The following is a 24,886-nucleotide window of genomic DNA, read 5'->3' on the forward strand; positions in this document are numbered from 1 at the left end:
ACGGCCTGACCGACGCGCTGTCGCGGCCGCCATAGCGGCCACAGGCTGCCCACGCCAGCCTGTCCACACCGTGCTCGAGCCACGTTCAGGACGTGTGATCGGTGGTGCTCCGTGGTCCGCGAACCAACGCCGCCCCGTGACTCGGCCGCTCGCGCCACCGAAGCCAAGAACGCAACGTCAGTCCTGGTCAGCTTCCAGCGAAGCATCGAGGACGCAGACGTGGGCGGTGACCCCGCGGGCGGCCAGGGCGACCTCGCGACTGTGAAGGTCCGCGCGAAGATTGTCCAGGGTGGATGCGTGTCGGGCCGACTCGGCACGGCGCCTGTCGGTGGCGTTCCACGCGGTGCCGCTAAAGAAGACGGCGATGTACACCCCTGCGGTACCGTGGAGTCCCTGCAGGTAGCGGGTGCCGAGCTGGTCGTGGACGGCGTTCACGATGTCCTTGTGCCAGCTGCACTTCACCTCGGCCGGGACGGATACCTCCTCACCCTCGGTGGTGAGCGATACCGCGAACAGGTCGGGGATGTCGCCCGTGGTCTTGCCGAGGCCAGGGTTGATCTCGACTTCGCGCAGAACCGCCGCCCGTTCCTTCAGCCGGCGCCGCAGCTCCCGGGAGAGCCACGTTGACACCTCCCGCTCTTCCGCAGGCACGTAACCGGCCCATTGGTTGGCCGGGCGTTGGCGGTGCCACAGTTGGGCGCGCAGGCCGCGGTCCTCGCGCAGGTCGTCACCGATCTCGTCGAGAGTCTCGGCCAGGAGCACGGCGAGCTGCTCATGAGAGGTGACGATCCGGCGGGAGGGATCGGTCAGGATCGCCAGCACCTGCGCGATAGTCGGGGGACGCCAGGCTGCGGCCCTAACAGCGTCACGTGTTTGCACCGCAGCGGCACGCAGCCACACATCCCCGGTCTGCTCAGCGAGCTCCTCCAGGACCTCCACGGCTTCCTGGGACGCCTGCTTGAGCAGCGGCTGGAGGATCTGTGAAGCGAACTCCTCGACAGGGTCCATGCGCACGACGCGTCCGGGCGCAACCGGCCGCCGTTTCGGCAGCGCCCCCCGCCCCCACAGGTGCAGTCGGCCCCGCTGCTGTGCAGTCAGCCCGGTCCACGCGCCGCTCACGTTCTGGTGGGCCCGCCGGATGATCTCTGCTCCGAGATCAGGATGCTCCTCCAACGCCTCCAGCAGGCCGTCGAACTCCGCCGCAGACATGGGGCACGCGGCAAGGCAGGCCCCGGCCACCACCGCGGTCTCCCGTTCCGGCAGCCAGTCGCCTCCGGGCCCGCCGGGCCTGTGGCGCTGCAGGAGGTCGAAGGCAGTCCGGGCGGCCTGGTCGGGAAGGGCAGCGGCACCGATGTCCAAAAGCGCGCTCAGCGTACGGTCCGCCTGCCCGCCAGCACCGATCTGAGCGAGAGCGTGGGCGCTGAGTTGCCAGGACCGGAGGCTGCGCTGGTGGAAGGCGACGGACGGTGCGTCGGCGCTCATCTTCTGGATGAGGAAGGCAGTCGTCGCGTACGGGTCGTGGGCAGCGGCCCGCTTCACAGCGGACGTCAGTGCCGCCAAGCCGCCGGGTACGTCCCACAGGCCGGGCAACCAGCCCAGCCAGGACCTTGCAGCGACCCGCCCGAGCATGCTGGCGTCGACGGCCTCGATCATCGTGCACGCAACACCGATGAGTTCAGCGGCCTCTTCATCGCCTGCGTCTGGATCGGAATCCAGGAACTCCAGGGCCCGGCCTGCAACCGAGTGCCGCTGCTCCTCGGTCAGGGCCGGCCAGGCGGGAAGCGGTCGCGGGCCGGAGCCTCTGTTGTCGACGCGATGTTGCAGGCCCCCGACCAGGGCGGCGAACTGTGGCTCGTGCAGAACGGCCTCGGCGTCCCATGCCTCGGCGTCGGTGGGCGCTAGCTGCTGCCGAGCGCGGGCGCGTTCGGCGCGGGCGGCGGGTGCGAACCGCTCGGCCAAGATCTCCCACCGCGGTGTCGATGCTTGTGCGGCAGCCACCACGCGCGAGGCGGCCTGGCCGTCGACAGCATCGGCCAGGGCGGACAACACGAAGTATGCCGGAGCGCTCTCCACGTGGCCGGCGTCGACACCCTGCAGATCGTCCAGCCACCACTGCAGGTCATCAGCGGGCAGCCATCCAGCCCTGTGCACCCGATACAGAACCTCGTCGGGGCGACCCGTCTGGTCCAGCAGATCCTTCACCAGCTGCCGGCGACGCTCGGGCGGCAGCTGGGCCATCTCCGCTGCGCCCACACCGGCAAGCGATTGGTTGGCCGCCAACTGCGCGTACAGCAGTTTTCCGCCTGATCGCCATCCGCTGCTTCCGACCGGGCCGGTGAGGACAGCCGTCCACGCGGCGCGGCCAAGCAGCCGCTGCACGGCCGGATCTCGATGATCGGCATGGGTGAAGCTCGCAGCCCACGCGTTCAGGTCCTCGACGGTGTACCGACCCATCCCGGCTTGCTGCCCCAGCATGGTGACGCACCCGCGACCGATCGTGCTGCGTGGTGCACGGTCCGCCTCCTCCACCGCCTGCAGCAGCCACCTCATGTCCCTATGCTCAGGCCAGAGCACAGACAACAGCGCGGCTCTCACCGCGAGGGGGCGCCCGGAATCCGCAGCCATCTGTGCGGCCCGCTCCACGACATCGAGGTCTCGCGTTCGCACCAGGGTCATCGCGGCCCACTCCGCCACGCGGGTGTGCTCGTCGTAGTCCTCAGGACCCTGACCCGAGGCAATCCGCTCGAGCAGGGCCATCAGCTGCTCGTCGAGTGCTCGCAAACCCGTGGCCTGGATGATCAGCATGGCCTCCTGCTGCCGCCAGGGCGGCTCACCCACAGCCAGCAGGGGGGCGAGCTGGCCGGCCAGGCCGGGGTGCAGGAGCTTCCCGTACCCCGTGCGCATCCCCAACACCGGGCCGGACGCCAGTCCAGCCACGACTGCCCCCGCGACCCGCGTGCGCTGACTCCCCGTCAAGCTGCGCAGATCAGCCTGCATCAACACTGCGGGGTCGGCCTCGACCAGCCAATCGAACACCTCACCGCGCGCCTCCGCCAACCACGCCGCCATCCCGGCCAGCTGCGGGAGCACCCGGCTGGGATGAAACGGGTCGGCCACCAGGTTCTGCACGCTAGCCAACGGCAAAGCCTCGCACTCCTCGGCGGCGAGGAACTCCTGCACACTGCGATGCATCCACCCCCGCCCCTCACGGCCGTCGGTGAAGACAGCACTGTCGAAGACAGCCTGCAGGGCGTCGAGGCCAACACCGGGATCGGCCGCTTCGTTCAGACTCAGCACGCTCGCACCCTGCGCAGGCCTGGACCGCCGGATCACCTGGGACCGCCCCGAAAGCAGGCTGGCCGCAGCCAACCTCTTAGCAGCGGAGAGGCGTTGCGGCAGAGGTGGATCATCGAGTCCCTGCTCCACCCTGGCCGTGTTGTCCTCTGTCACCAGCCCTTCGACACCAAGGGCGTAGATGCGGTGGCGTGATGAGGCCTGGGTTCCTTCGGCGTGCGCTGCCAGTAGCAGCCGCAGCGGCAAAGGGGACGCCGCGAGCGACTGCACACCGGCGGTCCTCAAGGACCTCATGAAGGCGGCCGGGGCGCCCAGTTCCGTTGCTGCGGCCTGTGTGACGTTCTGTTCCGTCAGTGGGGCCAGGACCAAGGAGAACGTGTCCCCACCCGGCCACAGCTGGCTGAACGCCGCGCTCAGCTGCTGCGGCCAGACCGATCTCCTGCTAGTGATCAGGACGCGCAGACGTTCGGTGTCGAGGCGCTTCAGCTCTCGTTCCAGGACATGGGCGAGGTTGCTGACGGCGACAAGGGGCTCGTCGAAGCCATCGAAGGCCAGCGTCAGATCTCCCGACGCACCGTCATTCTTCCAGCTCTGTCTGGCATCACGAATGGCACCTTGCACCTCGGGTGCTGTCAGGTATGTTCCCAGGGGAATCTTCGCGACCCACTCGCCTGCCTCCCGCCGCCGTTCGACCTCCGCGTCCAGCTCGGTCGATTTGCCGGCTCCGGGCTCGCCCAACAGCACGAGCGCCCGCGATGCCGCGAAGTCTTGTAGCTCCTTCAGATGCTTGTTGAGGAAACGCGTGTGTTCGCCCCGTGGATCAGGCAGGAGCCCGTCGAACAACTCGTTCTCCGTGCCCTCTGGCCCCCACCAGCGGGACCACGGCAGCCGGTCGCCGGCAACGAACCCCATCGCCCCCCCAAAAAAACGTCCCTGAGCAGCAGGCGTCCTGCCTCGCTGAGCCCATCCTGGCACGGGCGCAGCCCGGCCTTCCGGCGGGCAGCAGCCGACGCAAGGGACGGGAGGCGGCACTTGGAGGGTGGCCAGGAACTGGTGGCGGCCTGGACGGCCGCGGCGCAGGCGAGCACTGCCGGCGGCCAGGACGAGCAGATGCTGCTGGCCCGTCTCCCGGAGCAGGGGCTGGATGCCCCGATTGGCCGGCTGCCAGCACCAGGGCCGCAGATGGGACACCACCTCGTCGGCCGACGACTGGTTCGACGTGGAGGGCGAGGAGGGGCAGTGGGGCCACTTCATCCGCCGCCTCCTGCGGCAACTGGAAGCGGCTGTCGCCGATCCCCGGCAGTCGTCGTAAGACGCGGTCTCGGGCGGGCATCCGCCCGAGACCCTGCATTCGAAGGCTGCTAGGTCCCTGGCAATCCGTGCTCAGGCCGCCGTCGGCATCAGATGCGAGGCGTTGAGGGCACCTACCACTGTCTGCGCAGAGCCTTGATCCAGCCCGTGTGCGTGGGGCCCAAGCCGCGCAGTTGCTTCATGCTGCGCCGCAGGTCGTAGGAGTCGGGTTTGACCAGCGGTCGGGCACGCACTCCGACCATGCCCGGGCTGAGAAGGTAGTTGGTGGTCAGGACGGTTGCCCCGTGTGCCAGGAGGAAGTCCAGCACGCGCAGCTGCTTGTCGCTGTTGCGTGACAACCGGCTGAGCGCTGACAGCGGAACCACTCCGGCGTTGCCGTCCTTGACCTGCTGCATCATCGCCAGCAGCGCCTGGTCAAAGCTCGGGTCGACGCCCGAGGCGACGACGCCTTGCCCAGCGACCAGAGGCTTAACGCTTGTGGACTGTTCAGCGTAGATCTTCTCGTGGCTGCCCGGCAGGCCCGGTACCGGCGCCTGGGGCATGCTGTAAGCGCGTTCGGTGTCGTCGTCGGATGCCATCAGGTCGGACAAGGCGGTAAGGCACGCCCAGGCCCTGGGATACCTCGCGTCGAGTCCGGCCAACGTGTTGTTGCTGACTGGTGTGCCGGGTTCTTTCAGCAGCAGGGCGAGCGGATCGGTGGCGGCCTCCGTGATGGCCGTGATGTCGGCAGCACGTAGCGGTCCGCCCAGGGCGTGGAAGTCCTCCAGGCGACTGTTGCGCACCGCGACGACCACGGCAGCCCGCAGCCAGGCGGGTGCCGACAGCGGCCGGTGCTGCGAGACCTCTTCGATGAACGGTGTCACCAGTACGTCGAAGTAGTCGACGGGCAGCGCCGTCAGCATCCGCGCACGGCGGATCACATCGACGGTGACGCTGTGGGCGTCAACGTCGCTCAGCCCTGCACCGATCAGCAACTCGGGCAGCGCGATGCGGCAGAACTCCCGTACGAACACGCTGTCGTTGATGTTTCTTTCGGCTGTCGCTGTCACGCCGACAGCACCCCCTTGTGTCTCATATCTCCCCGCGGACACTCTACGGGAGGTGATCCAGCAGCACGGGCCGGGGAGAAACAGCCGGGGGTTAGCTCTCCCACGGCCCGGCACCGTACGTGTCAGGACCCTAACTCCATGGCCTGACCAACCCATTGACCTATGTGTCCGCCTGGGAGCGGGCCATGTGTCAGCTCTGCGTTCCCAGCAGATCCACAGGCGTCGGAAGCCGTGCAGTCACACAAACCTGCGCCCTCGCCCGTGCCACCGGTGGCCCGGAGGCCATGGTGTCCGACGGAAGTGTGGACTCGACTCCGAAAGACGCCCCGCCGGGACGGGCCCACCGGCCCGGCACCCGCTGACATGTCGTCGTCCTGCCCCCAGCCGTCGGCAAGGGCTCTCCTGCTGTTCGAACCCGACGGGAGCTGCTCGATTCTCAACTTCCCGTCGGGCCCTCCTGCGCGTGGTCGGCGGCGAACAGGTCGGCTTCGAGCATCCGGCGTGCTTCGCGGTCGAAGTGCCCGCCCTGCGCTGACGCGATGCCCAGGATGCCCGGGATTTCTCCCTTGGGAATACCGCAGAGGTACCGCAGGACGGTGTAGTCCACAAGGTTGTCCGGCAGCCGGCTTATCGCCTTCAGCAGGGAGCCGGTCTCCTGCAGATGGATCCATAGTTCGTCCAGGTCATTGATGCCGTGAGCGGCGGCGGTGGAGAACGCCGTTGCGCTCATATCAACACGACCATCGCGATCACGTGGTGCCTGCGACAGGACGCGTGCGCGCAGCACATGCCATGCGTAGCGGTGCACGTTGGGACTCGCCATTGCCGTCTCCCATTGCATCCACAAGATGTCGAAGACCTCGGCCACCACCTGCTCGGCTTGGTGCGAGACCGGCAGGAAGGCACCGGCGAATGCGGTGTAGCGCCCGGCCATCACCGAGGTCAGGGCGCGCAGCGCCAGCGGCTGGGACGTCTCTTCGACTGCCGACTCCTGGACACAGGCGTCAATCCAGGACTGGTCCTTTCCGGCCTCCCTGGCTCCGTTCATCCACAGGCGCAGCATCGGCGGCATCGGCATCCCCAAGGCGCGGCCGACGCCGGCGGTAACGACCCAGCGCGGATGCGGGCCGCTGCCGCGCATGAGCTCCGACAGGCGGGACTTGGAGTGGCCGGTACGGTCGGAGAGTTCGTTCAGTGTCATGCCGGTGGTTGAGAAGCGGTGCCGGATGGGTTCCAGCCAGCTGCGGTGCGCAGGTCCGACAGCATCGTCGATCCCTCGCAGGCGGCGTCCGCGCTTCCCGGGAGTCCGCCCAGTCGGCTCGACCTGGGCTTCGAGCGGCGGCTGCGCTCCCGAAGAGCGCGTGCCCGAAAGCCGCGTTCCGCCACCGGCCCGTGCGCCCGCGGATACGAGAGGCTCCGCGAGGAGGTCCGGGCCATCGGCGGGTGCTTCTTCCACCTCACGGATAATCGCGTCGATTCTGGCGGCCTCGCCCGGGTCATGATGCAGCCGGTTAAGCCCGTGCTGGAACTGCTGAAGCCATCGTGCCTCCCGGACGTCAGGGTTGTCAGCGAGCGAGGGCGTGGTGCTGTCCATAGAGTTCACTCCTTCTCGTCCGCGTCGGCTTTCTCCAACGCCGCCCTCAGCGCCCGCAGTCCGTCGCGGGTATTCGTCTTGACTGTGCCGGTGGTGATCCCCATCAGTTCGGCCGTCTCTTCGACAGTCAGTTCCTGGAGGTAGCGCAGAGTGACCGCTTCTTTTTGGCGCCGGGGAAGTTCGGCAAGTGCGGTGCGCAGCACCACTCTGTTGCGATACGCCTCGAACACGTCGGCGCCGATGTGCGGGCGTTCCAGTCGCAGTCTGTGCTGTAAGGCTATGTCCCGGCCGCGTTTTTCCCAGTGCCGCAGAGCCAGGCGCGAGGCGACCTTGTAGGTGTAGGCGATGGGTGCCCCGTCACGGATACGGTTCCACTCTCTACGCAGCACCAGGAACGCGTCGTTCGTCATGCCAGCCGCCAGGTCCTCGGGGATCTGCTGGCTGACGAGCCACGCCGTCAGCCGGTGTGCGTGCAGGCACCACAGAGCGACGACCTCGTCGTCAAGGTAGGACTCCTCGCCCGGCAAGTCCGCCGTCATCGGTCGCTTCGGTCCGTCGCCGGTTGCGACGGGCCTACGGCTGCCGGTCCGGCGGGCGGCTGCGCGACGCGGATCAGCCGCGTGCGCCCGCCCGCTTCAGACTCGTAGAAGTCGGTGCCTGGCTTCAACAACAACAGCACCATCATCGTGGCCTCGTTCCTCATGCGTTCCATCTCCACGGCCTGGCGCCCTTGTACACGCGCTGTCAGGTAGTGCCACAGGCCGCTGCAACGGCGCCCGGCAACGCGAGCCACACCTTCGATGGTGACCATGCTGTCCTCACCCTTTGACCAAGCTGACACATCCTTAGGCGTGCTGTCCGGCGAAAGGTTGGGTCCCACCTGGAATCGGTTTGGGAGCGAGGCGCCGAGGCGCAGACGGTCCTGCCGGGGGCTGCCTGCATCGTGCCCCGAGTTCCGGGCAGCGGCCCTTGCGCAGCTCGTCGGCGGGCACTGGGCTGGACGGCATTGTGTGACCTGTACGGATGTCTCAGTCCCGAGGTGTCTCACGCGGCGCACCTCCGTAGACGAGACGCGCTCGCCGCCGATGGTTCGGGGAGCCGAAGAAGTAAATAGGGCCAGGCGGCCGTCGGCGCGGCACAGATACCCTGCGCGGATGGAGCGGATTCAGCGGGCCGCTGGTGCGGTGGTCGGCTCAGCGGTGGGTGACGCCCTGGGCGGTCCCTTCGAGTTCGGTCCCCGGGGGGCGTTCTCCGCGCGGTTTCCCGTGCCTGGTGCCGGTGGCGAGATGTGCGGAGGCGGTGGCTGGGACCCTGGCGAGGCCACTGACGACACGCAGATGGCCGTCCTGGTCGCGGAGTCGCTGCTGGAGCGGGGCGGACTGGATCTGCCGGACATCTTCGCCCGCTTCCAGCGGTGGGCGGCATCAGAACCGAAGGACATCGGCTTGCAGACCGAAGACGTCCTGACCAACGGCATGCCCTGGGACCTCGCCGCCGCGATTCACTTCCAGGTCAACCAGCGAGCAGCGGGAAATGGCTCGTTGATGCGGGCATCGACCTCCGCGGTCTACTTCGCCTCCTCCGGCCAGGAAGCCACCATGGACGCGGCCCGCCGGATCGCTGCCCTCACCCACGGTGACCGTGCGGCCTGGGAAGGCACCGCGATCTTCCACGAGCTCATCCGCGTCACGTTCGAGGACACCGACCCCCTCACCGCGCTCCCTGACATCCTGGCTCTTGTCCATCCAGACCACCGCGGCCGCTACACCGCAGTCCTCTCACCCGACTGGCACCCCGATCAGGCGACCGAGTTCAACGGTGCCGTCTGGCCCTGCCTGGGCTCAGCCGTCTGGGCCCTGCGCACCACCACCAGCTTCGAAGACGCGATTCGCGCGGCGATCGACCTCGGCGGTGACACGGACACCGTTGCCGCGGTGACCGGAGGCCTCGCGGGGGCGTACTACGGGCTGGACGCAATCCCCGCCCACTGGACCCAGCCGCTCCATGTCCCTCTCCCAGGATGCGATGGGCGGGTGCTGCACCTGGCAGATCTGCTCCACCTTGCACACCGCCTCGCAGAGCGCCGTTGATGAGACAGGTCTGGTAGCCCGAAACGGTGAGCTGGTGGCGTGGGAACGGAACCGGCTGGCGTTCGAGCGGCTGCAGCAGCGCCTCGCCCGGCGCGGGCCCGATTCGACGCGCCGACGGCCGGCGCACTACGTGGCTGTCGATCCATGACGGTCCTGATTATCGGGGGCAGTGGTTTTCTAGGCGCCGAACTGAGCCTACGGCCGCTGGACACCCGCTGCAGGCGCACTCTGACGAACGCTGGCTTGCTCCTCCTCCGCCCCCTCGTAGAGCGGCGTCCCACCTCCTCAAACAAAGATCAACTTCTTCGCATCCCCAGGGACCCCAATCCCAAGAAATTCTCCGTAAAGCTGAGACATTCTCGATAAAGATGCGGCACCCCAGTTCAGAGGCTTGCGGTCAAGGGCCGCAAGAGCCCTTTTATCTCATCAGAGCAGGTCAGCTGGGTAGATGGCTCAACCTTAGCTTCTGTGAGTGCAGTTGAGATGTAGCAGGTCACAGCGATGAACGTGTCTCAACCATGTGAAGAACCGACAACAGGAGGACGCCAAGCTGCCCGCCGAAGAGGACGCCCCCGGCGCCGGTGTAGAGCCACAGGACGCCGCTCGGCAGAGCAGTTGGGCGCTGTGCTAGACGGCAAGATCAGCCCTTAGCCTGACGCGTTCACCGGGAGCCCGAGCCGACGCGGGTGCGCGGCTTGAAGAGGGGAGTGCCTCCGGTGCCGGTGTAGAGCCAGAGAAGACCTCGCTGGTCGCGCTGCTCGTGAGCGAGGCGTGCAACATCGGGTACACGCCGATCATCGACGCCGAGGACGAGGCGCTCACGCGGGCCCGGCTGGCCGACGTCGATCAGTACTACCTGCGGGTGGACACCATCGCCGCGGCGAACGCGAAGCTGATCGAGGATCAGGCGAAGGTGCCGATCGTGCAGTTCTGGGGTGAGGGCCTGCTGGCCTCGGTCGACGGGCTGCGGTTCGTGGTGCCGAAGCGGACCATCCACGCCGGGCCGTCGCCGAAGTACTACCATTTCAAGCGCGGGCACGCCGTTGTGGTCGCGGGCGAGGAGGTCGGGGTGGCCGTCTCCGGTGACGTCGCGGGCCCCGACGAGTGCGCTGTAGCCCGGCACGTTGTCCATCCCGCGACCGACTACCGCCGGAGGAGACCGTCAGTTGGTGGCGAGAAGGTGCTCCAGCCAGTTGCGGCGTGCCGCGACAGCGGCCTTGCTGATCCGCGCCTCGGGGGCTTTCCGGTCGAAACCGTGGATTCCGCCGGGCCACACGTGCAGCTCGGCTTCGCCGCCGGCCTGCCAGATCCGGTCGGCATAGGCGAGGATCTCATCGCGCAGGCACTCGGCGGAGCCGACGTCGAGGAATGTGGGCGGCAGGCCGGCCAGGTCGGTGGCGCGGGCGGGCGCAGCGTACTGCGGCACGTCAGCTCCGCCCTGGGCGTCGCCAAGCAGCGATCTCCAGGCGAACCCGTTGCGGCTGCGGTCGAAGAGTTCGACGTCGTCCATCTGCAGGGCCGAGGCGCTGTCGTTGCGGTCGTCGAGCAGCGGGGCAATCAGCAGCTGGCCGAGCAGGCGGGGACCGCCCTTGTCGCGCACGGTCAAAGCGAGCGCGGCGCTGAGGGCGCCGCCAGCGCTGAAGCCCGTGACGACGATGCGCTCCGAGTCGATGCCGAGCTCGTCCGCGTGGTCGGCGACCCACAGCAGACCGGCGTAAGCGTCGTTGATCTGGGCGGGGTAGGGGTGCTCGGGCGCGAGCCGGTAGCCGACCGAGATCAGCGTGGCCCCGAACCGCTCGGCCGTCTCGAGTATCTGGTCGAGCCCGGTGCGGTGATCGCTACAGTAGAAGCCGCCGCCGTGTATGAAGTAGAGCGCCGGCCGCGATGCGGGCGCGCCGGAGGGTGTGCACACCAGCAGCGGGATCTCGGGGGCGCCGTCCAGGCCGGGCACCGAGGGCTGGAAGACGGTGAAGCGCCCGCCATGGCTGAGGTCCTCGAGCGCCGCCACTGCGGCGTCGACCTCCGCGCGGATCACCGACAGCTTCTCGAGGCTCATCGGCGCCAAGTCCGGTTCCTCCGCCAGGTAGGCGTCATAAGCGACCTGAAGTTCGGCATCGAGAGGAACGGGAACGGCGGGCACGGTCTGTCCAGGTTCAAGATCCATGCGCGCACGCTAGCGACCCTGCTCCTTTCGCACCATCCGGTTTTCAACACCTTGCCGATCGCGCAGCAGGGCCGGGCGGATCAGCGGCGCGGGTCAGGCGTGGGCCTGCTCGATCTCGACCAGTCTCACCGAGTAACTGATCGTTTCACAATGACATCGCTGCTGGAGCTGCTGTTGTCACGCTCGGCTTCTTCCATAGGATCGCTGCATGCCCGCCGACGAACGCGTAACCCGGTCTACGTTTGCCGGTCGCATCCAGCCGATATCGGCTCCTCGACCGATGCCACGGGTGCCCCAGCGGATCTGGTCGGATGACGACTGGGAGCGGATCCAGCATGGGTACTCGTCGCGAGGTATGGACGAGAAGTGGGACGTCTTCACGGAGGGCGAGGTTGTCTTCCTGCACCGAAGCTGGACCGGTAACGGAGTCTTCGCGGCGACCTTCGCGCCGGTGGATGACGGTGGTTGGCGGGTTGCTCGTGCTGTAGTGGAACGCGACCCCGAGCGCTATCGAGGCACGGACGACGACTACGACTGGGACTGCAGTGTGACGTCGGCAGCCGCATTGTGGCCACGGGGGCCTTGCGTTGAGCTGAGCCGAAGCCGTAAGTGCTCAGGACAGCGCTTGACCCAACGTTCTCGCCCACGCGGCCGCCCTTTTTGGGATCGGGATGCGGGTCGGCTATGCAATAGGTCGCAGAAAGCCGACGACGGCCTCCTTCTCCACGTCGATAGCCTGCTCAACCTGAGGCGGGACAGGTTCGAACGCATCCACCTGGATGGAGCGCGAGCCGGAGCCACGGGTCCAGGTGGCGATGGCCAGGCCGTCGGCGATGACGGTGGGCCGTATGAGGCCGCCTCCTGGCCAGACGCGGGCCTGGTGGAGAGCGGGGACGGACACCTCGCGGGTGCGGTAGCCGACCAGGTAGTTGTCATAGGCGGGCAGCATGCGAACGTCCGGGGTATCAGGCGAGCCAGGGAGTTCTTTCACCCGCCCGGCGAGCATGGTCAACACGCCGTACTCGGTGATCGCGCCCGACTCCGCCAGCATTTTCCAGGCCGTGCGGGCCCAGGTGACCGGCAGCCCGGACCACGCGGCGAAATCCTCCAAGCTGGCGGGGGCGTGCGCGGCAAGGTAGCGGCGGGCCAGCTCGGCGAGAGCAGCGTCGTTCTCCCACCGGAAGCGCCCGGTGGTGGGCAGCCAGTCGCTGAGCAGCACATAGGTGGTCTCGCCGACGCGCTGGGGGCCGTGGCAGAGGATGCCGGTGAGTGCTGCGTGGCGGATCAGGTGGAACGGCGCCTGCCCGTCCGGCGGGATGCCGAGAGTGGTGAGGTGCTCGGTCAGCTCGGCCCGGGTAAGTGGCCCGTGCGCGGCAAGAGCGCGCCGGATGAGATGGTCGGAGCGCTGGCGCAGGCCATCGTCCAGGCCCAGCTGCTGGTAGCGGCGATTGGTGGCGGCAAGTATCCGCGAGGCGAGCAGTTGCAGGACCCAGCGGGCGTCGTTGCTGGGGATGGCGTGCAGGGTGCCGCGCATGTACCAGTTGCGGACGATGCTCCGCTCCTCCTCGTATGCCGTGCGGATGGCCTGGGCGGTGATGCACCGGCCGCGTACCCGGATGCCCAGGTCGGCGGCTGTGGCGTCCTGGGCCTGGATGGCGAAGACCCGTCGGACGACCGCCTCGGCAGAAGCCTCCCGTGCTCTGCCGGCCAGGGCCTGGGCGTGGGCCCGCAGTCGGCGGAGGCATTCGTGGTCATGCATCGGGCCGTGCCTCTCACCCAGCGCGGTCAGGAGACGGCCTTGTCGAGGATGTCGGCGAGTTCGGCGGGCGCGGACAGCAGCGCCCAGTGCCCGGTGGGCAGGTCGAAACGCCGCCACGGCGGCTGGTTCAGGTAGGCCAGCATCGGCACCCCGGCAGCCAGCAGACCCGTGAAGTCATGGCAAGCGACCAGGACACGGTCCACACCGGGACCGGGCTCGGACGGGCCGTCGAGACGCTGGGTGTAGGTGCCGAACGGCTGTGGAGTGGCACGCGAACGTAGAAGGTTCCGCTGGCTCTCATCGAGCCCGTCGAGGCTGCTGGACAAGCCCAGGACCTCAAGCGGCGGCATCGGCAGCCGCCACCCGTCGCCAGAAGCGTCGACCTGCTGGCGCAGCTGGTCCGCTGCCTGCGGCGGCATGAGGTCGAGCATGCGCATGCCCGCTGCGAACGGGGCGCTGTCCACGTAGACCAGGCGCTTCAGCCGGTCGCTGAGACGTCCGGCTGCCCCGGTTACCGGGGCAGCCGCATAGCTGTGGGCGACCAGCGTGACATCGCGCAGATCGTTCCGCTCAATGAAGCCGGTGATGTCCGCAATATGCGTGTTCAGGTCCGTCTCGGGTTCGCCCTGGTCTGCGTGCTCGGCCAGGCCCGTCAGTGTCAGCGGCAGCGCCGTGTGGCCGCGCTCCCGCAAAGCTCGGGCGGTGTCTTCCCAGGCCCACGCCCCGAGCCAGGCGCCGGGAACGAGTACGAAGGTGGCCATGCGATCTCCCAGAAGTAGGTGCTGCGGGGAGCGTAAAGTCGATACAGGACAGAATCCGCCCTGAAATGCCGAGTGATCCATGTCGCATCCCCTCACCCGTGTGCTGACCCTGCTGGAACTCCTCCAGTCCAACGCCCGGCTCACCGGTGTGGAGCTGGCCGACCGGCTGGACACCGACGTGCGCACGGTGCGCCGGTACACCGCGCACCTGCGGGAACTGGGCATCCCCGTGGAGGCCGAACGCGGCCGCTACGGCGGCTACCGACTGGCCCGCGGCTACCGCATGCCACCTCTGGTCCTCACCAACGACGAGGCCCTCGCCGTCGTCCTTGGCCTGCTCGCGGCAGAGCGTCTGGGCATGGGCACCACCGCGCCGGCCAGCGCCGGTGCCCTGGCCAAGATCGAGCGGGTGCTTCCGCACGCCCTGCGCGAACCGCTCGCCGCCATGCGGGAGACCCTGTCGTTCACCGCCAACGCCGTGATCGGGCAGGCACCCGGAACCGGCGTCCTGCTGGCACTGGCCCAGGCCTCCAGCGCCCGCACGACCGTCGGTATCAGCCACCAGTCCTGGCGCCAGGAACACACCGAACGCGACATCGACCCCTACGGCGTGGTCTTCCACACCGGCCGCTGGTACGTCGTCGGCCACGACCACCTCCGCGACAGCCTGCGGACCTTCCGCATCGACCGCATCACCTCCGTCAACCCCCGAGCCGACCGCTTCACTGCACCCGACGGCTTCGACCCCGTCGCCCACTTGACCTCGACCCTCGCTCAGGGGCCCTACCGCTGGCAGGTCGAGGTGACGATCCATGGCCCCCTCGATGAGATCGCCCGCCGACTGCCCTCCTCAGCGGTGACCCTCACCGCCCAGCCCACCGGCGTTCTCGTGCACGCACGGGCAGAACGGCTGGACGGCATGGCCCACATGCTCGCCTCCATGGAGTGGCCCTTCACCATCCACCAGCCCGACGAACTACGGCAGGCGCTCAAGGATCTGGCTGCCCAGCTCACCGCAGCCGCCCAGCGGAAACGGGAAGCACTACCGCAGTAAATACCGTGCGGCAGGACCGGAAGGGCGGGACGGCGTGACGATCGAACCGGTGACCGTACTCGGGAGCGGGCGCGCGCTCCGGCTGCCGCGCGCCAGGGTGGTGCCCCTGTCCGCTCCTCCGGCCACGTACACCGCGGCGGTCGAGCGGTATGTCACCGGTGCGGGCATCAGAGCCGGGGCAGGGGGATGACGCTCATGGCGTTGTCCCCCTGCCCTTGATCAGGGCCCGGAGCGGGAAACGTACTCAGCTCGCGGCGGAGCCGCTGGACCTCGTCGTCCTTGGCCGCCAGGACGGATAGCAGAAGCTGGTGACGCTCCTTGAGCTGTTTGAACTCGATGTGCGTACGGGCGAGTTTGCCGGTGAGCCGCTGGTTGAGATCACGCAGCCGGGCGATGCGGGCCTCCCGCGGGTCGGGCTGCTGACCGGCTGCCCAGGCGGCTGCCCGCCGCTTCTCGAACTCGTCCTTGAGGTGGCCCCAGGTCCGATAGAGGGATGCGCGGGAGATGCCCGCCTCGCGGGCGAGCGTCTTGACGTCGCAGGCGCTCCCGGGCGGGATCTGCCCGGCCAGCAGCCGGTCGATGGCCGCGCGGATCCGCCGCTCGATCTGGTCGCGCTGCTGGTGGCTCAGTGCAGCGTGCCCACCAGACCGACGGCCACCACGATCGGCGCCACGGTGGCGGCTGTGCGGCGCCGGGAGGTGAGGAGGTTCTCGCGTGTCCGTGGTCGCGGCGGTCGGGCTTGTCTTCTTTCTCCATGAGGGCCCCCAACGAGGCTGGACCGCGCCGGCGACGCTGCTGAGCCTCCTCGTCGGCGTCATCGCCGCTGTCGGATTTGTGGCGTTGGAGCTGCGACGGCCGGATCCCCTCCTCGACGTCCGCCTGTTCCGCGAGCGAGGTCTCGCGAGCGGTTCGGTGTCGCTCTTGACGGTCTTCGGCGTGCAGGCAGGGATCTTTGTGGTCCTCTTCCCGTACTTCCAGGCGGTGCTCGGCTGGTCCGGCTTTCGCTCCACTCTGGCGCTCATGCCGATGGCGCTGCTGATGATGTTCGCCTCCGGCCTCGCTCCGCAGGCAGCCGCGCGCATCGGCAGCCGCTCGACGATGGCCTCGGGGATCTTCCTGGGCGGAGCGGGACTGGTCCTCATGGCCGTCTTCGTCTCCGTTGACGGCGGGTACCTCTCGATCCTCCCCGGCATGCTCGCCATGGGACTCGGTATGGGGTTGACGATGACGCCCTCCACCGAGGCCATCACCGCCGCCTTGCCGCGTGAGCGTCAAGGTGTCGCGTCCGCGCTCAACGACGTCACGCGGGAGTTCGGCACCGCGCTCGGTGTCGCGCTGCTCGGAGCGGTCCTGACCGCCGGCTACCGTGGCGCCATCCACTCCCGGCTCGACGGAGTGCCGGGCGACGCCGCCGAGACCGCCCGCGAGGGGGTCGCCAACGCCCTAGCGGCCGCCGACGGGGCCGGCGCCCAGGAGCAGATGCTGACCCGAGCCGCCCAGGAGTCCTTCGTCGACGGCTGGCAGCAGGCCATGTGGACAGGCGCAGCAGTCATGGCGATCCTGCTCGTCTACGTTCTCGCGCGGGGGCCGCAGCAACGGACCCAGGGTTCCGGTGGCCGTGACTCCGACGATGTAGTCGCCGACCTGCACTTGGCAACGGCGAGTGCGGAGAGAAGGACTGCCCGAACGTATACCGCACGGCCGCGGGGTCGTTCGTGGTGCAGGGTGACGTGTCCGACGCCTTCACCCCGCCCGCCGGGGAAGGGCTTGTGGAAATCCCGGAGGCGGTTCGTCCGCTTCGAGTGGCCGGTCGGCGGCGGATACGGCGTGCCGGGCCTCACACAGGGCGGATGTTGTGATTCATCCGGAACATATTGGATGGATCGTAGATGCGCTTCACCCGCGCCAGACGGTTGTAACGGTCGGCGCCGTAGGCCCGCCGTACCTCTTCCCTGGTGGTCGCCTCGTCACCGGACATGAAGTTCAGCATGCGCCGATCGGTCGCCCAAGGCTCTAGCCCGCCCATGACTCCGGCGAGGTGGCTGCGCATTGTCTCGCCCTGTTCCGGACCGCCCACGCCGAAGCCGAACATGACGAACGGAATGCCCCGGGTCGAGACCGCGTTGGGCGCGGAGGGCTCGCGGTCGAACGCTCCGCCGAGAGCACGGATCTCGACGTTCGCGAGCGGGCACTGCGACTCCGGGCCGGTGAGCTCGACGAGTACATTCGCCGCCTCTTCGGGCAGCTCACGCAGACAGGTCGTCCGGTCGTAGTACGGCAGCGGGTCCTGCGGGTCCATGTGGATCTCGGTTACTGCGGAGTAGCGCTTTTCCCCGATCGTGTCGCAGAGCGGTGATCCCAGGTGCCGCAGCGGAGCGATCAGCCGTTCGGTGTCCTCCGCCTCCTTGAGACAGCCAATCCGCAGATGCACCACGAAGGCTCCGCGCAGCGCTTCCGGGAGCTCGGGCCGGAGCGGAAGCCGTTGTACCGCGACCGACGAGGTCAACTCCTCGGGTAGTTCGGGCACCCATTGACGCCAGGTGTGTAGTACGTCGGCCACCTGATCGCCGGGATACCACAATCCCCCGCCATAGAACCGGGCCACCGGGAACAACTCGACGTCGATCGAGGTGACGACACCGAAATTGCCCTTACCGCCTCGCAGCGCCCAGAACAGGTCGGGCTCGCTGTCAGCGGTCACGGTCCGCGACATGCCTTCAGCTGAAACGAACCGCAGTTCGCGCACGTGGTCTGCGGCATATCCGAGAGTGCGGCCGAGCAGCGGACTTTGTCCGCCTCCGAGTGTGAAACCCACCACTCCGACGGTCGGTGAGGACCCGCTTGCCGGGGCGAGACCATGAACTGCCGCCGCGTGGAGCACATCGCGCGCGCGTGCCCCGGCCTCGATCCGCGCGATTCGGTGCTCCGGGTCCACGGTGACGCCGGTCATCCGACGCGTGGTGATCAGCAAGGCGCCGCAGGCGGGCAGGACCACCTGGTGTCCGGTCGACATCACCGCCACCGGCATGCGGCGCTCCGCGGCGAAGCGAATCGCGGAGCGCACATCGCCCTCGCAGGTCGCACCCACCGCAAGTGCGGGCTCCATCACACGGTTCCGATTGTAGGCGGCACATTCTTTGGCGTAGCCCTCGTCATCCGGCAAGAACACCGGGCCGTCGATGTGCCGTGCCAGTTCCGCGGCCTCGCTGCGGGGCACGGCAAGGGCGGCAGCTTCCGTCTGCGTGCTCAGTTCGCCGTACTCGTCGCTGACGACTTCGCCGATCGTGGCGAGGAAGGCGACAATGGGAGGATTGCGCCCCTTTGTGTGAGAGGCGGCAAGGTCTTCCGGCGTGTCCCAGATGAGCACGTCCAGCCACTCGTTCTCCGACAGACGCACGAGGCGCGCCTCGAGAAGTCCGGCCAGGTCATCGGCGAAGTCCGCCAGCATCTTGGAGTGAGTAGCGAGGAGATCATCGACTCGGGCGGGGTTCATCCGGAATCGGGTCAGTTCGACTGTGGTCATGGGATCGCCCTCATGACGATTGATACCTTTTCCCACCATATGACTGACGATGAGTTGTCGCTCTCGGGGCAAGGCCCCGGACCATGCTCCTGGGGCCCGGGGCCTTTGCACTGGGGGCAGGCCGGCGACCGCACACGCTCGCAGACAACGCGTGGTGCGAGTCCGGCGAGGTCAGGAGGCAGAACGGCGGGGGATGCCGGCGCCGGTTGCCGGCTGCGGGCAGGATGCCGGCCTGCGTGTCCGCCAAGCTTGATCGCGGCGGGTGATGTGAGCGATCAGGTCCCGTGCCACACCGCTCGGCGGAGTGGAGGCGCCGTCCCAGATGACGCGCAGAGTCCTGCGCAGGTCGAGCTCCGGTCCGCACCGTCACGAGCTGGCCTGTGGCCAGATCGTCCTCGACGGCCAGTTCGCTGATGACGGCTGGTGCGGTGCCGGCCAGTGCGGCCGCGCGCACCGCCGCCGTGGCGGGCAGCGCCAGCGCCGGGACGACCTGGGGGGGCACCCGGACCGAGCACCGCAGCCAGAGCCCTTCTACTCGGGCAAACACAAGAAGCACGGCATGAACGTGCAGGTCATAGCCGATCCGCAGGGGCGCCTGATGTGGGCCTCACCTGCCTTGGCCGGCGCCGTCCACGACGTCCGTGCTGCGCGCGAGCACGGCCTCATCGAGGCACTCGCCGAGGCCGGCATCACCTGCTGGGCAGACAAGGGCTACCAGGGCGCAGGCGGCACGGTCCGTCTCCCTTACCGCGGCCGATGGGACAGCCTCTCCGCCAGCCAGCAGGCCGTCAACGGGTCCCACGCAAAGATCCGCGCACTGGTCGAGCGGGCCGTCGCCACCGTCAAATCCTGGCGCCTCCTCCGCAAACTCCGCTGCTCGACGACCCGGATCACGAGCCTCGTCCAAGCCGTGCTGGTCCTCCAGCTCGCCGCCGCGGACTGAGATCAACCCGCAGCAGTCACCAGGTCCGTCAATTCGGCCTCTGTCATTTCCGCCCGCAGACGAACGTCGAAGGTGTAACCCTCATCACAGAACACCACGTCAAGGTCCACGGGCGTCAGCCTGCGAAAGACGATCGCCAACCAGATCGCGTCCTCCTCGCAGACATCCATGTACAGGCAGGTACCGTCCTCGTGCAGATACGCCTCACCTGGGCCGTTCTCGGTCTCGAACTGCCGTGTGAGGCTGCGTACTTCGCTGCGGTGCATCGAGTCGATCTCGACCCCAGACCACCGGGCACGGATCGCGTCTGTCAGCGCATCCCGATCAATGCGCCATCCGCCCACATCACCCTCGACCACCGCCAAGAACGTCATAGCCAGGGTCTACCAGATGTCCGCGACACAGCGCCGATCGGCTGTCGCCCGAAGTTGGAATGGGCTCACTCCCACGCGGCGCGCGGCTCGTGTCAGACGAGGAACTCGGCGAGCGGGAAGGACCGATGGCGACGTGGTGGAACCAGATAGTTCTGCCGGTGGGTCGTGTGCAGGACCGAGTTAATGCCGGCGTGGGGGCTGCGCGGTGCGACAGGGAGTGTCATATCGGGATAGTGGCCATCCATCGCAAGGCGAACGCGATTGAAGATTCCAATCGTCGGCTGGAACGAAATGAAGTGCAACCCGGCGGCTTTCTTCTCGCTGTAGTGGTCTGCCGTCGGATCGGATGTGTAGTGGAATGGATTGTCCAGTGTGTCGAAATCGCCGCGCACGGGGATGGTTGTCCCGGTGGGGTAGGCCTTCCCGTAGTTGCTGGTCGTCGGTGATGTGGTGCTGTCCACCTGCGACATGCTCCCTGTGTGGCCGTAGGCGTGGTACCGCTGGACCCCTTGCGCTACTTCGGCCTCACTTTGACCTGGCGGTTGGAGGGCAAGCGTGCCCGGTGCGGGCGCGGGCGAGAGGCCCGGCTGGAGCATGGCCTGGACGCGATCCGCGTAATGAGGGAAGTTCCGTCCGTACCAGGTCACCAGATCTTGAAACAGGTGCGAGAGATGCATGGTGGTCCCCTGTTTGAAGTAGCCGTTGGGCCACTGATCGGTGAGGCCGGGCAGGGTCTCGAGATTGGCGATGTTGCCGGGTCCCATATTCGAGTCCAGGGTGGTGGCGAAGCCGAGGAAGCCCTGCGCCTGTCGAGGGATCGACTGTGCACCGGGGATACCGGCTGCCAGTGCCAGCTTGCTCGGCAGGCCTTGCTGCCCGTAGAAACCGCCCCCGGAGAAGCCGTAGCGGATACTCGTCACCTTGAACAGGCTGCCCGCCTGGGTGCTTCCAGACCCGAAGAGGACGTTTTGGGCTGCCTTGACATTGGCGAGCGAGTCACTGCGGAGTAGCACGGCTACGTCATTCTGTTCCAAGCGGACCGGCCCGAAGCCAGGAGGCGGCTGGTCGCTGGGGAACGTCCTGGCCTCCTGCAGCGCATATACGGTGTGGCCCTCTGTCTTGGAAGTCATCAGATCGACCGGCAGATACTCTGGGTAACGCGTTCCCGCCTTGAAGAAGCCCGACGTCTTGCCCAGGGCTGGGATGTAGTGGTGGAAATAGGGAAGTCCCCAGGCTACCGTGATTGCCACTCCTGTGGGGGTGGGCGGAAATTGGCGTTCCACATCCAGGAGGGCGGACTCGAAGTGGTGCTGCGCCTCCTGCAACGCCTTAGCATTCGCCGGCACATTCAGCCTTGCGGTAATGACATGATCGTGCAGGGGCGGCACCCGGACCGCAATCGTGCCATTGCTGCTCTTCACGCCCGAGCCATCGACCATGACCACCTGCTCGTTCTGCAGGATGTATTGTTCCTGGATGGTCGGGCTGTCGGCGCCGGCAGCGGGCCGGTCCGGTGGTTTTGCAATGCCGTCGACCAGCTCATAGATGCCGGCGGATGCCAGAGCGGCACCGACGGCGCCCGCTGTCCCTTGAAGAAGGCGTCGCCTACTCAAGTTCCCATGTGATCGTCCCGCACGGGTATTTTCGTTGCTATCTGACATGAAACGTATTCCCCACTATGGAGTAGATGTCCGCCATCACCCGGCATCGAGGTCTCACCTGCTCGAATGACCGGGACTGACCTCCTGCCACTCATGCGCATCGGAGGGGTCAGAGTTGAAATAGAGGGTGAGGGCTGGAGTGAGTGCGCCGTCGCTGAGGACCTCCCTCGATTAGCCTGCTACCACGTCTCCGCCATAAGGGTCTGCTCGCGATGCGGAGTTCGCAGCGCCGATAGGGTCCTGCGCACGTGCCGCCAGATGGCCGATGACGGTGGGCGTGCCGGCCAGTTGCCATTGTCATCACCTTCACTGTCGCGATATAACCACACGCGGTATGGGTCATTGAAGCCAACACGCGGCATCCTGGGTCATTGAATCCAACACCAATCTGGTGCGCCTCATGAACCTATCCGCTCACCCAAGACTCGCTGACAGACAGTGTTGCGACGATTCTTGAACTCCGGGCAGTACACGTCCATCAAGCTCACCACACGCCTGGTAGAAGCCGGGATTCAGGAGTCAATGGGCTCGGTGGGGACTCGTTCGACAACGCCCTGGCGGAACACCTGTGGATACTGACTGATCAAGACCGAGTGCGTCCATGGCCTCGTCTTCGCCGTCCGGGCCGAGACGAACCTCGCGCTCTTTGAACACATCGACGGCTGCTATGACCCCCGCCGCATCCAGAAACGGATCGACTACCTCAGAGGTGCTGGGAATGATGGTCGGCGACAGCGAGACCCAGGTGCCGTAGGGGCGCCATCCCTCGGAGCCGTGCGGCTCGATCACTGCGCAGCAGCCGATCCATGACCTTGGATAGCAAGCTCCACGCGCGATCCTTCCGTTCCGTTCGCTCGCCGCTCACCAAGCCGAGCGGCTGACCGGTCCAACCGGCTCTCCGTCGAGCCCAAAGTGGTCGACGGCGTCCGCGTCGTGACCATGCAGGGCGAGATCGACCACGACGTCAAGGACGTCCACAGCGCAGCCCTGATGTCCGAGGACAGCACGGTGCCGCCGCGGATCGTGGTGGACCTCAGCCGTGTGACCTTCATGGACTCCAGCGGCATCAACGTCTTCGTCGCCGCCTGCCAGCAGGTGAGTGAAGCGCAGGGGTGGCTGCGCATAGCCGGCGCCCAGGACTCCGTCCTACGCGTCCTGCAGCTGGTCGGCGTCGACACAGTCATCCCTTGCCACCCCACCATCGAGCAGGCCCTGAACGCTCTACCCGGGCTGGTCCCGGCTTGTCCTCGATGTGCGCGCCGCCGCACCGCCGCGTCCAGCTCCTGGCCCACCGGCACCGGCAGCGGCTGCCCCAGCGCCCAGGCGATCAGGTTTTTCGCGACCGCGTGCAGTTTGACGTTGGTGTGCTGGGAGACCTCGCGTAGCACCTCGAACCCAGCCGCCGGCGGGAGCCGGTGGGTCGCGAGGAGGACACCGATGGCCTGGTCGACCTTCGCATGGGAGTCGAACGGCTGCCGCATGAGGCGTTCGTGGGCCGGCGGAGTGGCAGCGGCGCTACGCCGCGCTCCGTGAGCTGGTGGCCTGTCGACAGCGGAGTCCTACTAGCGGAGTCGGCCCTACTCCTGCGCCTCTTGGCACTGGTGGATACGGCGTGCTCGCGCACCAGTGGGAGGCCTGTACGCCACCGGTCGCTGCGGTGCGGCATCGGGGTGCAGAGCGTCGCTCGAACAGCTCAGCCAGTGCGCGTATTGCTTTCCTTGGGGTTTTCAGGGTGGTCAGCTACGCGCATTCCGGGTGACCATCAGTGGAGGCGTCATGCGATCCCGTTCCACGCTGCCTTGGATCGCCATGGCGCTGATCGTCGCCTTCGGCGCCCTGTTGAGCGGCTGCACCAGCGACCCGCCCCCGTCGCCGATGGGGGCGTCCCCATCGGCGACGCTCTCGTTCGCGGAAGGCTCTCCGCTCAAGGAACCGGCGCAGTTGGTCAGCCACAATGGGCTGCTTCGGGCGGACCTTGTCGTGGGGAAACGGCGCGTGGACGTGGGCGGGCACATGTTGTGGGCTTTCACCTACAACGGCAGCTACATGCCGCCCACGCTGCGGATCCGGCCGGGGGACAAGATGGAGCTGGCCTTCAAGAACACGCTGAATGAGGTCACCAACCTGCACGTTCACGGGCTCCACGTGTCACCGAGCGGCAACGCCGACAACATCTTCCTCCACATTCACCCAGGCCAGACGTTCCATTACTCGTACCAGTTCCCCGGCACCCTGCGAGCCGGCACCTACTGGTACCACCCGCACCCGCACCCCACCTCCGCACCGCAGGTCGCCGGGGGCATGTCAGGCATCCTCATCGTCGACGACTTGCAGCAGTACCTTCCGGCGAACCTGCGCCACATCACCGAGCACGTCATCGGGCTGAAGGACTTCCAGCTCCAGGGCGACGCGATCAAGACCCAGGGGCTGCACATCGGGGCGCCCACTAACCGCACCGTTAACGGCCAGCTGAACCCGACCATCCGCATCCGGCCGGGCGAGACCCAGCTGTGGCGGCTGGCCAACACCAGCGCCAACATCTACTACAAGGTCCACCTACAAGGACAGAAGTTCCATGTCATCGCCCACGACGGCACCCCTGTCGACCGCATCTGGACGGCGGACTCGCTGCTCCTTGCGGCTGGGGCCCGCTTCGACGTGCTCGTACGAGGAGGCCCGGCCGGCCGCACCCAACTGCAGACACTCGCCTACCAGACCGGGCCCGGCGGCAACTCCTTCCCGCAGACGACCTTGGCCACCCTGGCCTCCCAGGGACCTCCGATGCTGGCAGCGGCCTTGCCCACCACGCCGTTCGCGCCCACCGTGGATCTCAGCCACGAGCCGATCGCCACGCGGCGCACCGTGGTGTTCTCCGAGAACAAGGCCGGCACCAAGTTCTACATCAACGGCAAGCAGTTCGATCCGAACCGGGTGGACGTCCGGGCCAAGCTGAACACGGTCGAGGAGTGGACTGTGGTCAACGAGAGCAACGAGGAACACTCCTTCCATGTGCACACCAATCACTTCCAACTGATGAGCATCAACGGTCGCCCGCACCACGGTCACGGCTTGCAGGACGTCGCGAGTGTTCCCGCCAAGGGCCGGTTCGTCATCCGGATGCGCTTCAAGGACTACACCGGCAAGACGGTCCTGCACTGCCACATCCTCAACCACGAAGACGCGGGCATGATGGCGGTACTGGACATCGAGAAGTGACTCCGTCCTCGCCATGGCATGAACCATCAGGATCATCAGTTACACGAGGAACAACCGACAGCATGTCGTTCCTCTCGGCTTGGAGGAGCTTTC

At 67.3% G+C, this 24,886-nt stretch carries 16 protein-coding genes and 6 pseudogenes; 9 read left to right on the forward strand and 13 right to left on the reverse strand.

What is annotated here, in order from left to right:
- Window positions 1–177: 177 nt before the first annotated feature.
- Window positions 178–4,137, reverse strand: a complete 3,960-nt coding sequence (locus ACFYZJ_RS32385; protein WP_388573929.1) for an NACHT domain-containing protein — start codon at window positions 4,135–4,137, stop codon at window positions 178–180.
- 301 nt (window positions 4,138–4,438) lie between these two features.
- On the opposite strand from ACFYZJ_RS32385, the gene ACFYZJ_RS32390 reads away from it, so the two are divergent.
- Window positions 4,439–4,606, forward strand: coding sequence for a hypothetical protein (locus ACFYZJ_RS32390; protein ID WP_388573931.1), 168 nt, complete (start codon window positions 4,439–4,441; stop codon window positions 4,604–4,606).
- A gap of 112 nt (window positions 4,607–4,718) precedes the next feature.
- On the opposite strand, the gene ACFYZJ_RS32395 is transcribed toward ACFYZJ_RS32390, so the two are convergent.
- The 4 genes from ACFYZJ_RS32395 to ACFYZJ_RS32410 form a co-directional block, all read right to left on the reverse strand.
- Complete coding sequence (locus tag ACFYZJ_RS32395; RefSeq protein ID WP_388573933.1) at window positions 4,719–5,654, reverse strand: hypothetical protein; 936 nt, start codon at window positions 5,652–5,654, stop codon at window positions 4,719–4,721.
- Window positions 5,655–6,090: 436 nt separating this feature from the next.
- Window positions 6,091–7,248 (reverse strand): XRE family transcriptional regulator, encoded by a 1,158-nt coding sequence (locus tag ACFYZJ_RS32400; protein WP_388573935.1) that lies wholly within the window; start codon window positions 7,246–7,248, stop codon window positions 6,091–6,093.
- Between the two features lie 5 nt (window positions 7,249–7,253).
- Window positions 7,254–7,787, reverse strand: coding sequence for an RNA polymerase sigma factor (locus tag ACFYZJ_RS32405; protein WP_388573937.1), 534 nt, complete (start codon window positions 7,785–7,787; stop codon window positions 7,254–7,256).
- Window positions 7,784–8,059 carry a hypothetical protein gene (locus ACFYZJ_RS32410; RefSeq protein ID WP_388573939.1) on the reverse strand — a complete coding sequence of 92 codons (276 nt, stop codon included), beginning with the start codon at window positions 8,057–8,059 and terminating at the stop codon, window positions 7,784–7,786. The genes ACFYZJ_RS32405 and ACFYZJ_RS32410 overlap by 4 nt, the downstream gene beginning before the upstream one ends.
- 343 nt (window positions 8,060–8,402) lie before the next feature.
- On the opposite strand from ACFYZJ_RS32410, the gene ACFYZJ_RS32415 reads away from it, so the two are divergent.
- Entirely contained in the window at window positions 8,403–9,338 is a 936-nt protein-coding gene (locus ACFYZJ_RS32415; RefSeq protein WP_388573941.1) for an ADP-ribosylglycohydrolase family protein, read from the forward strand.
- 739 nt (window positions 9,339–10,077) lie between these two features.
- Window positions 10,078–10,374: pseudogene (locus ACFYZJ_RS32420) on the forward strand (Tn3 family transposase); the annotation flags it as partial.
- A 126-nt stretch (window positions 10,375–10,500) separates the two neighbouring features.
- Here ACFYZJ_RS32420 and ACFYZJ_RS32425 read toward each other — a convergent pair.
- From ACFYZJ_RS32425 to ACFYZJ_RS32435, 3 genes are all read right to left on the reverse strand, one after another.
- Window positions 10,501–11,478 (reverse strand): alpha/beta hydrolase, encoded by a 978-nt coding sequence (locus tag ACFYZJ_RS32425; protein WP_388573943.1) that lies wholly within the window; start codon window positions 11,476–11,478, stop codon window positions 10,501–10,503.
- 706 nt (window positions 11,479–12,184) lie between these two features.
- Window positions 12,185–13,261 carry a winged helix DNA-binding domain-containing protein gene (locus tag ACFYZJ_RS32430; protein ID WP_388573945.1) on the reverse strand — a complete coding sequence of 359 codons (1,077 nt, stop codon included), beginning with the start codon at window positions 13,259–13,261 and terminating at the stop codon, window positions 12,185–12,187.
- 26 nt (window positions 13,262–13,287) lie between these two features.
- Entirely contained in the window at window positions 13,288–14,022 is a 735-nt protein-coding gene (locus tag ACFYZJ_RS32435) for an alpha/beta fold hydrolase (protein WP_388573947.1), read from the reverse strand.
- 79 nt (window positions 14,023–14,101) lie between these two features.
- On the opposite strand from ACFYZJ_RS32435, the gene ACFYZJ_RS32440 reads away from it, so the two are divergent.
- Entirely contained in the window at window positions 14,102–15,076 is a 975-nt protein-coding gene (locus ACFYZJ_RS32440) for a helix-turn-helix transcriptional regulator (RefSeq protein WP_388573949.1), read from the forward strand.
- A gap of 167 nt (window positions 15,077–15,243) precedes the next feature.
- Here the strand turns inward: ACFYZJ_RS32440 and ACFYZJ_RS32445 are convergent, their stop codons facing one another.
- Window positions 15,244–15,894: a hypothetical protein gene (locus ACFYZJ_RS32445; RefSeq protein ID WP_388573951.1), complete on the reverse strand. Its 651-nt coding sequence runs from the start codon at window positions 15,892–15,894 to the stop codon at window positions 15,244–15,246.
- Between ACFYZJ_RS32445 and ACFYZJ_RS32450 the strand changes: the two are divergent.
- Together ACFYZJ_RS32450 and ACFYZJ_RS32455 are read left to right on the forward strand one after the other, a co-directional pair.
- Window positions 15,782–16,670: pseudogene (locus ACFYZJ_RS32450) on the forward strand (MFS transporter); the annotation flags it as partial. The gene ACFYZJ_RS32445 and the pseudogene ACFYZJ_RS32450 overlap by 113 nt on opposite strands.
- Window positions 16,671–16,728: 58 nt before the next feature.
- Window positions 16,729–16,935 (forward strand): annotated as a pseudogene (locus ACFYZJ_RS32455) (hypothetical protein); the annotation flags it as partial.
- Here the strand turns inward: ACFYZJ_RS32455 and ACFYZJ_RS32460 are convergent.
- On the reverse strand, window positions 16,914–18,599 hold the full coding sequence (locus ACFYZJ_RS32460; RefSeq protein ID WP_388573953.1) for an FAD-binding oxidoreductase: 1,686 nt from the start codon (window positions 18,597–18,599) through the stop codon (window positions 16,914–16,916). The pseudogene ACFYZJ_RS32455 and the gene ACFYZJ_RS32460 overlap by 22 nt on opposite strands.
- A gap of 523 nt (window positions 18,600–19,122) precedes the next feature.
- On the opposite strand from ACFYZJ_RS32460, the pseudogene ACFYZJ_RS32465 reads away from it, so the two are divergent.
- A pseudogene (locus ACFYZJ_RS32465) lies at window positions 19,123–19,542 on the forward strand (transposase family protein); the annotation flags it as partial.
- A gap of 2 nt (window positions 19,543–19,544) precedes the next feature.
- On the opposite strand, the gene ACFYZJ_RS32470 reads toward ACFYZJ_RS32465, so the two are convergent.
- Together ACFYZJ_RS32470 and ACFYZJ_RS32475 are read right to left on the reverse strand one after the other, a co-directional pair.
- Window positions 19,545–19,916: a hypothetical protein gene (locus tag ACFYZJ_RS32470; RefSeq protein ID WP_388573955.1), complete on the reverse strand. Its 372-nt coding sequence runs from the start codon at window positions 19,914–19,916 to the stop codon at window positions 19,545–19,547.
- A 92-nt stretch (window positions 19,917–20,008) separates the two neighbouring features.
- On the reverse strand, window positions 20,009–21,577 hold the full coding sequence (locus tag ACFYZJ_RS32475) for a hypothetical protein (RefSeq protein WP_388573957.1): 1,569 nt from the start codon (window positions 21,575–21,577) through the stop codon (window positions 20,009–20,011).
- 816 nt (window positions 21,578–22,393) lie between these two features.
- Here ACFYZJ_RS32475 and ACFYZJ_RS32480 point away from each other — a divergent pair.
- Window positions 22,394–22,795, forward strand: a pseudogene (locus ACFYZJ_RS32480) (STAS domain-containing protein); the annotation flags it as partial.
- Window positions 22,796–22,962: 167 nt separating this feature from the next.
- On the opposite strand, the pseudogene ACFYZJ_RS32485 reads toward ACFYZJ_RS32480, so the two are convergent.
- Window positions 22,963–23,058, reverse strand: a pseudogene (locus ACFYZJ_RS32485) (hypothetical protein); the annotation flags it as partial.
- Window positions 23,059–23,353: 295 nt separating this feature from the next.
- Between ACFYZJ_RS32485 and ACFYZJ_RS32490 the strand changes: the two are divergent.
- Window positions 23,354–24,793 carry a multicopper oxidase family protein gene (locus tag ACFYZJ_RS32490; RefSeq protein ID WP_388573959.1) on the forward strand — a complete coding sequence of 480 codons (1,440 nt, stop codon included), beginning with the start codon at window positions 23,354–23,356 and terminating at the stop codon, window positions 24,791–24,793.
- The last annotated feature ends 93 nt before the right edge of the window (window positions 24,794–24,886 follow it).

The organism is Streptomyces sp. NPDC001848 (assembly GCF_042891915.1).
Classification (GTDB): domain Bacteria; phylum Actinomycetota; class Actinomycetes; order Streptomycetales; family Streptomycetaceae; genus Streptomyces.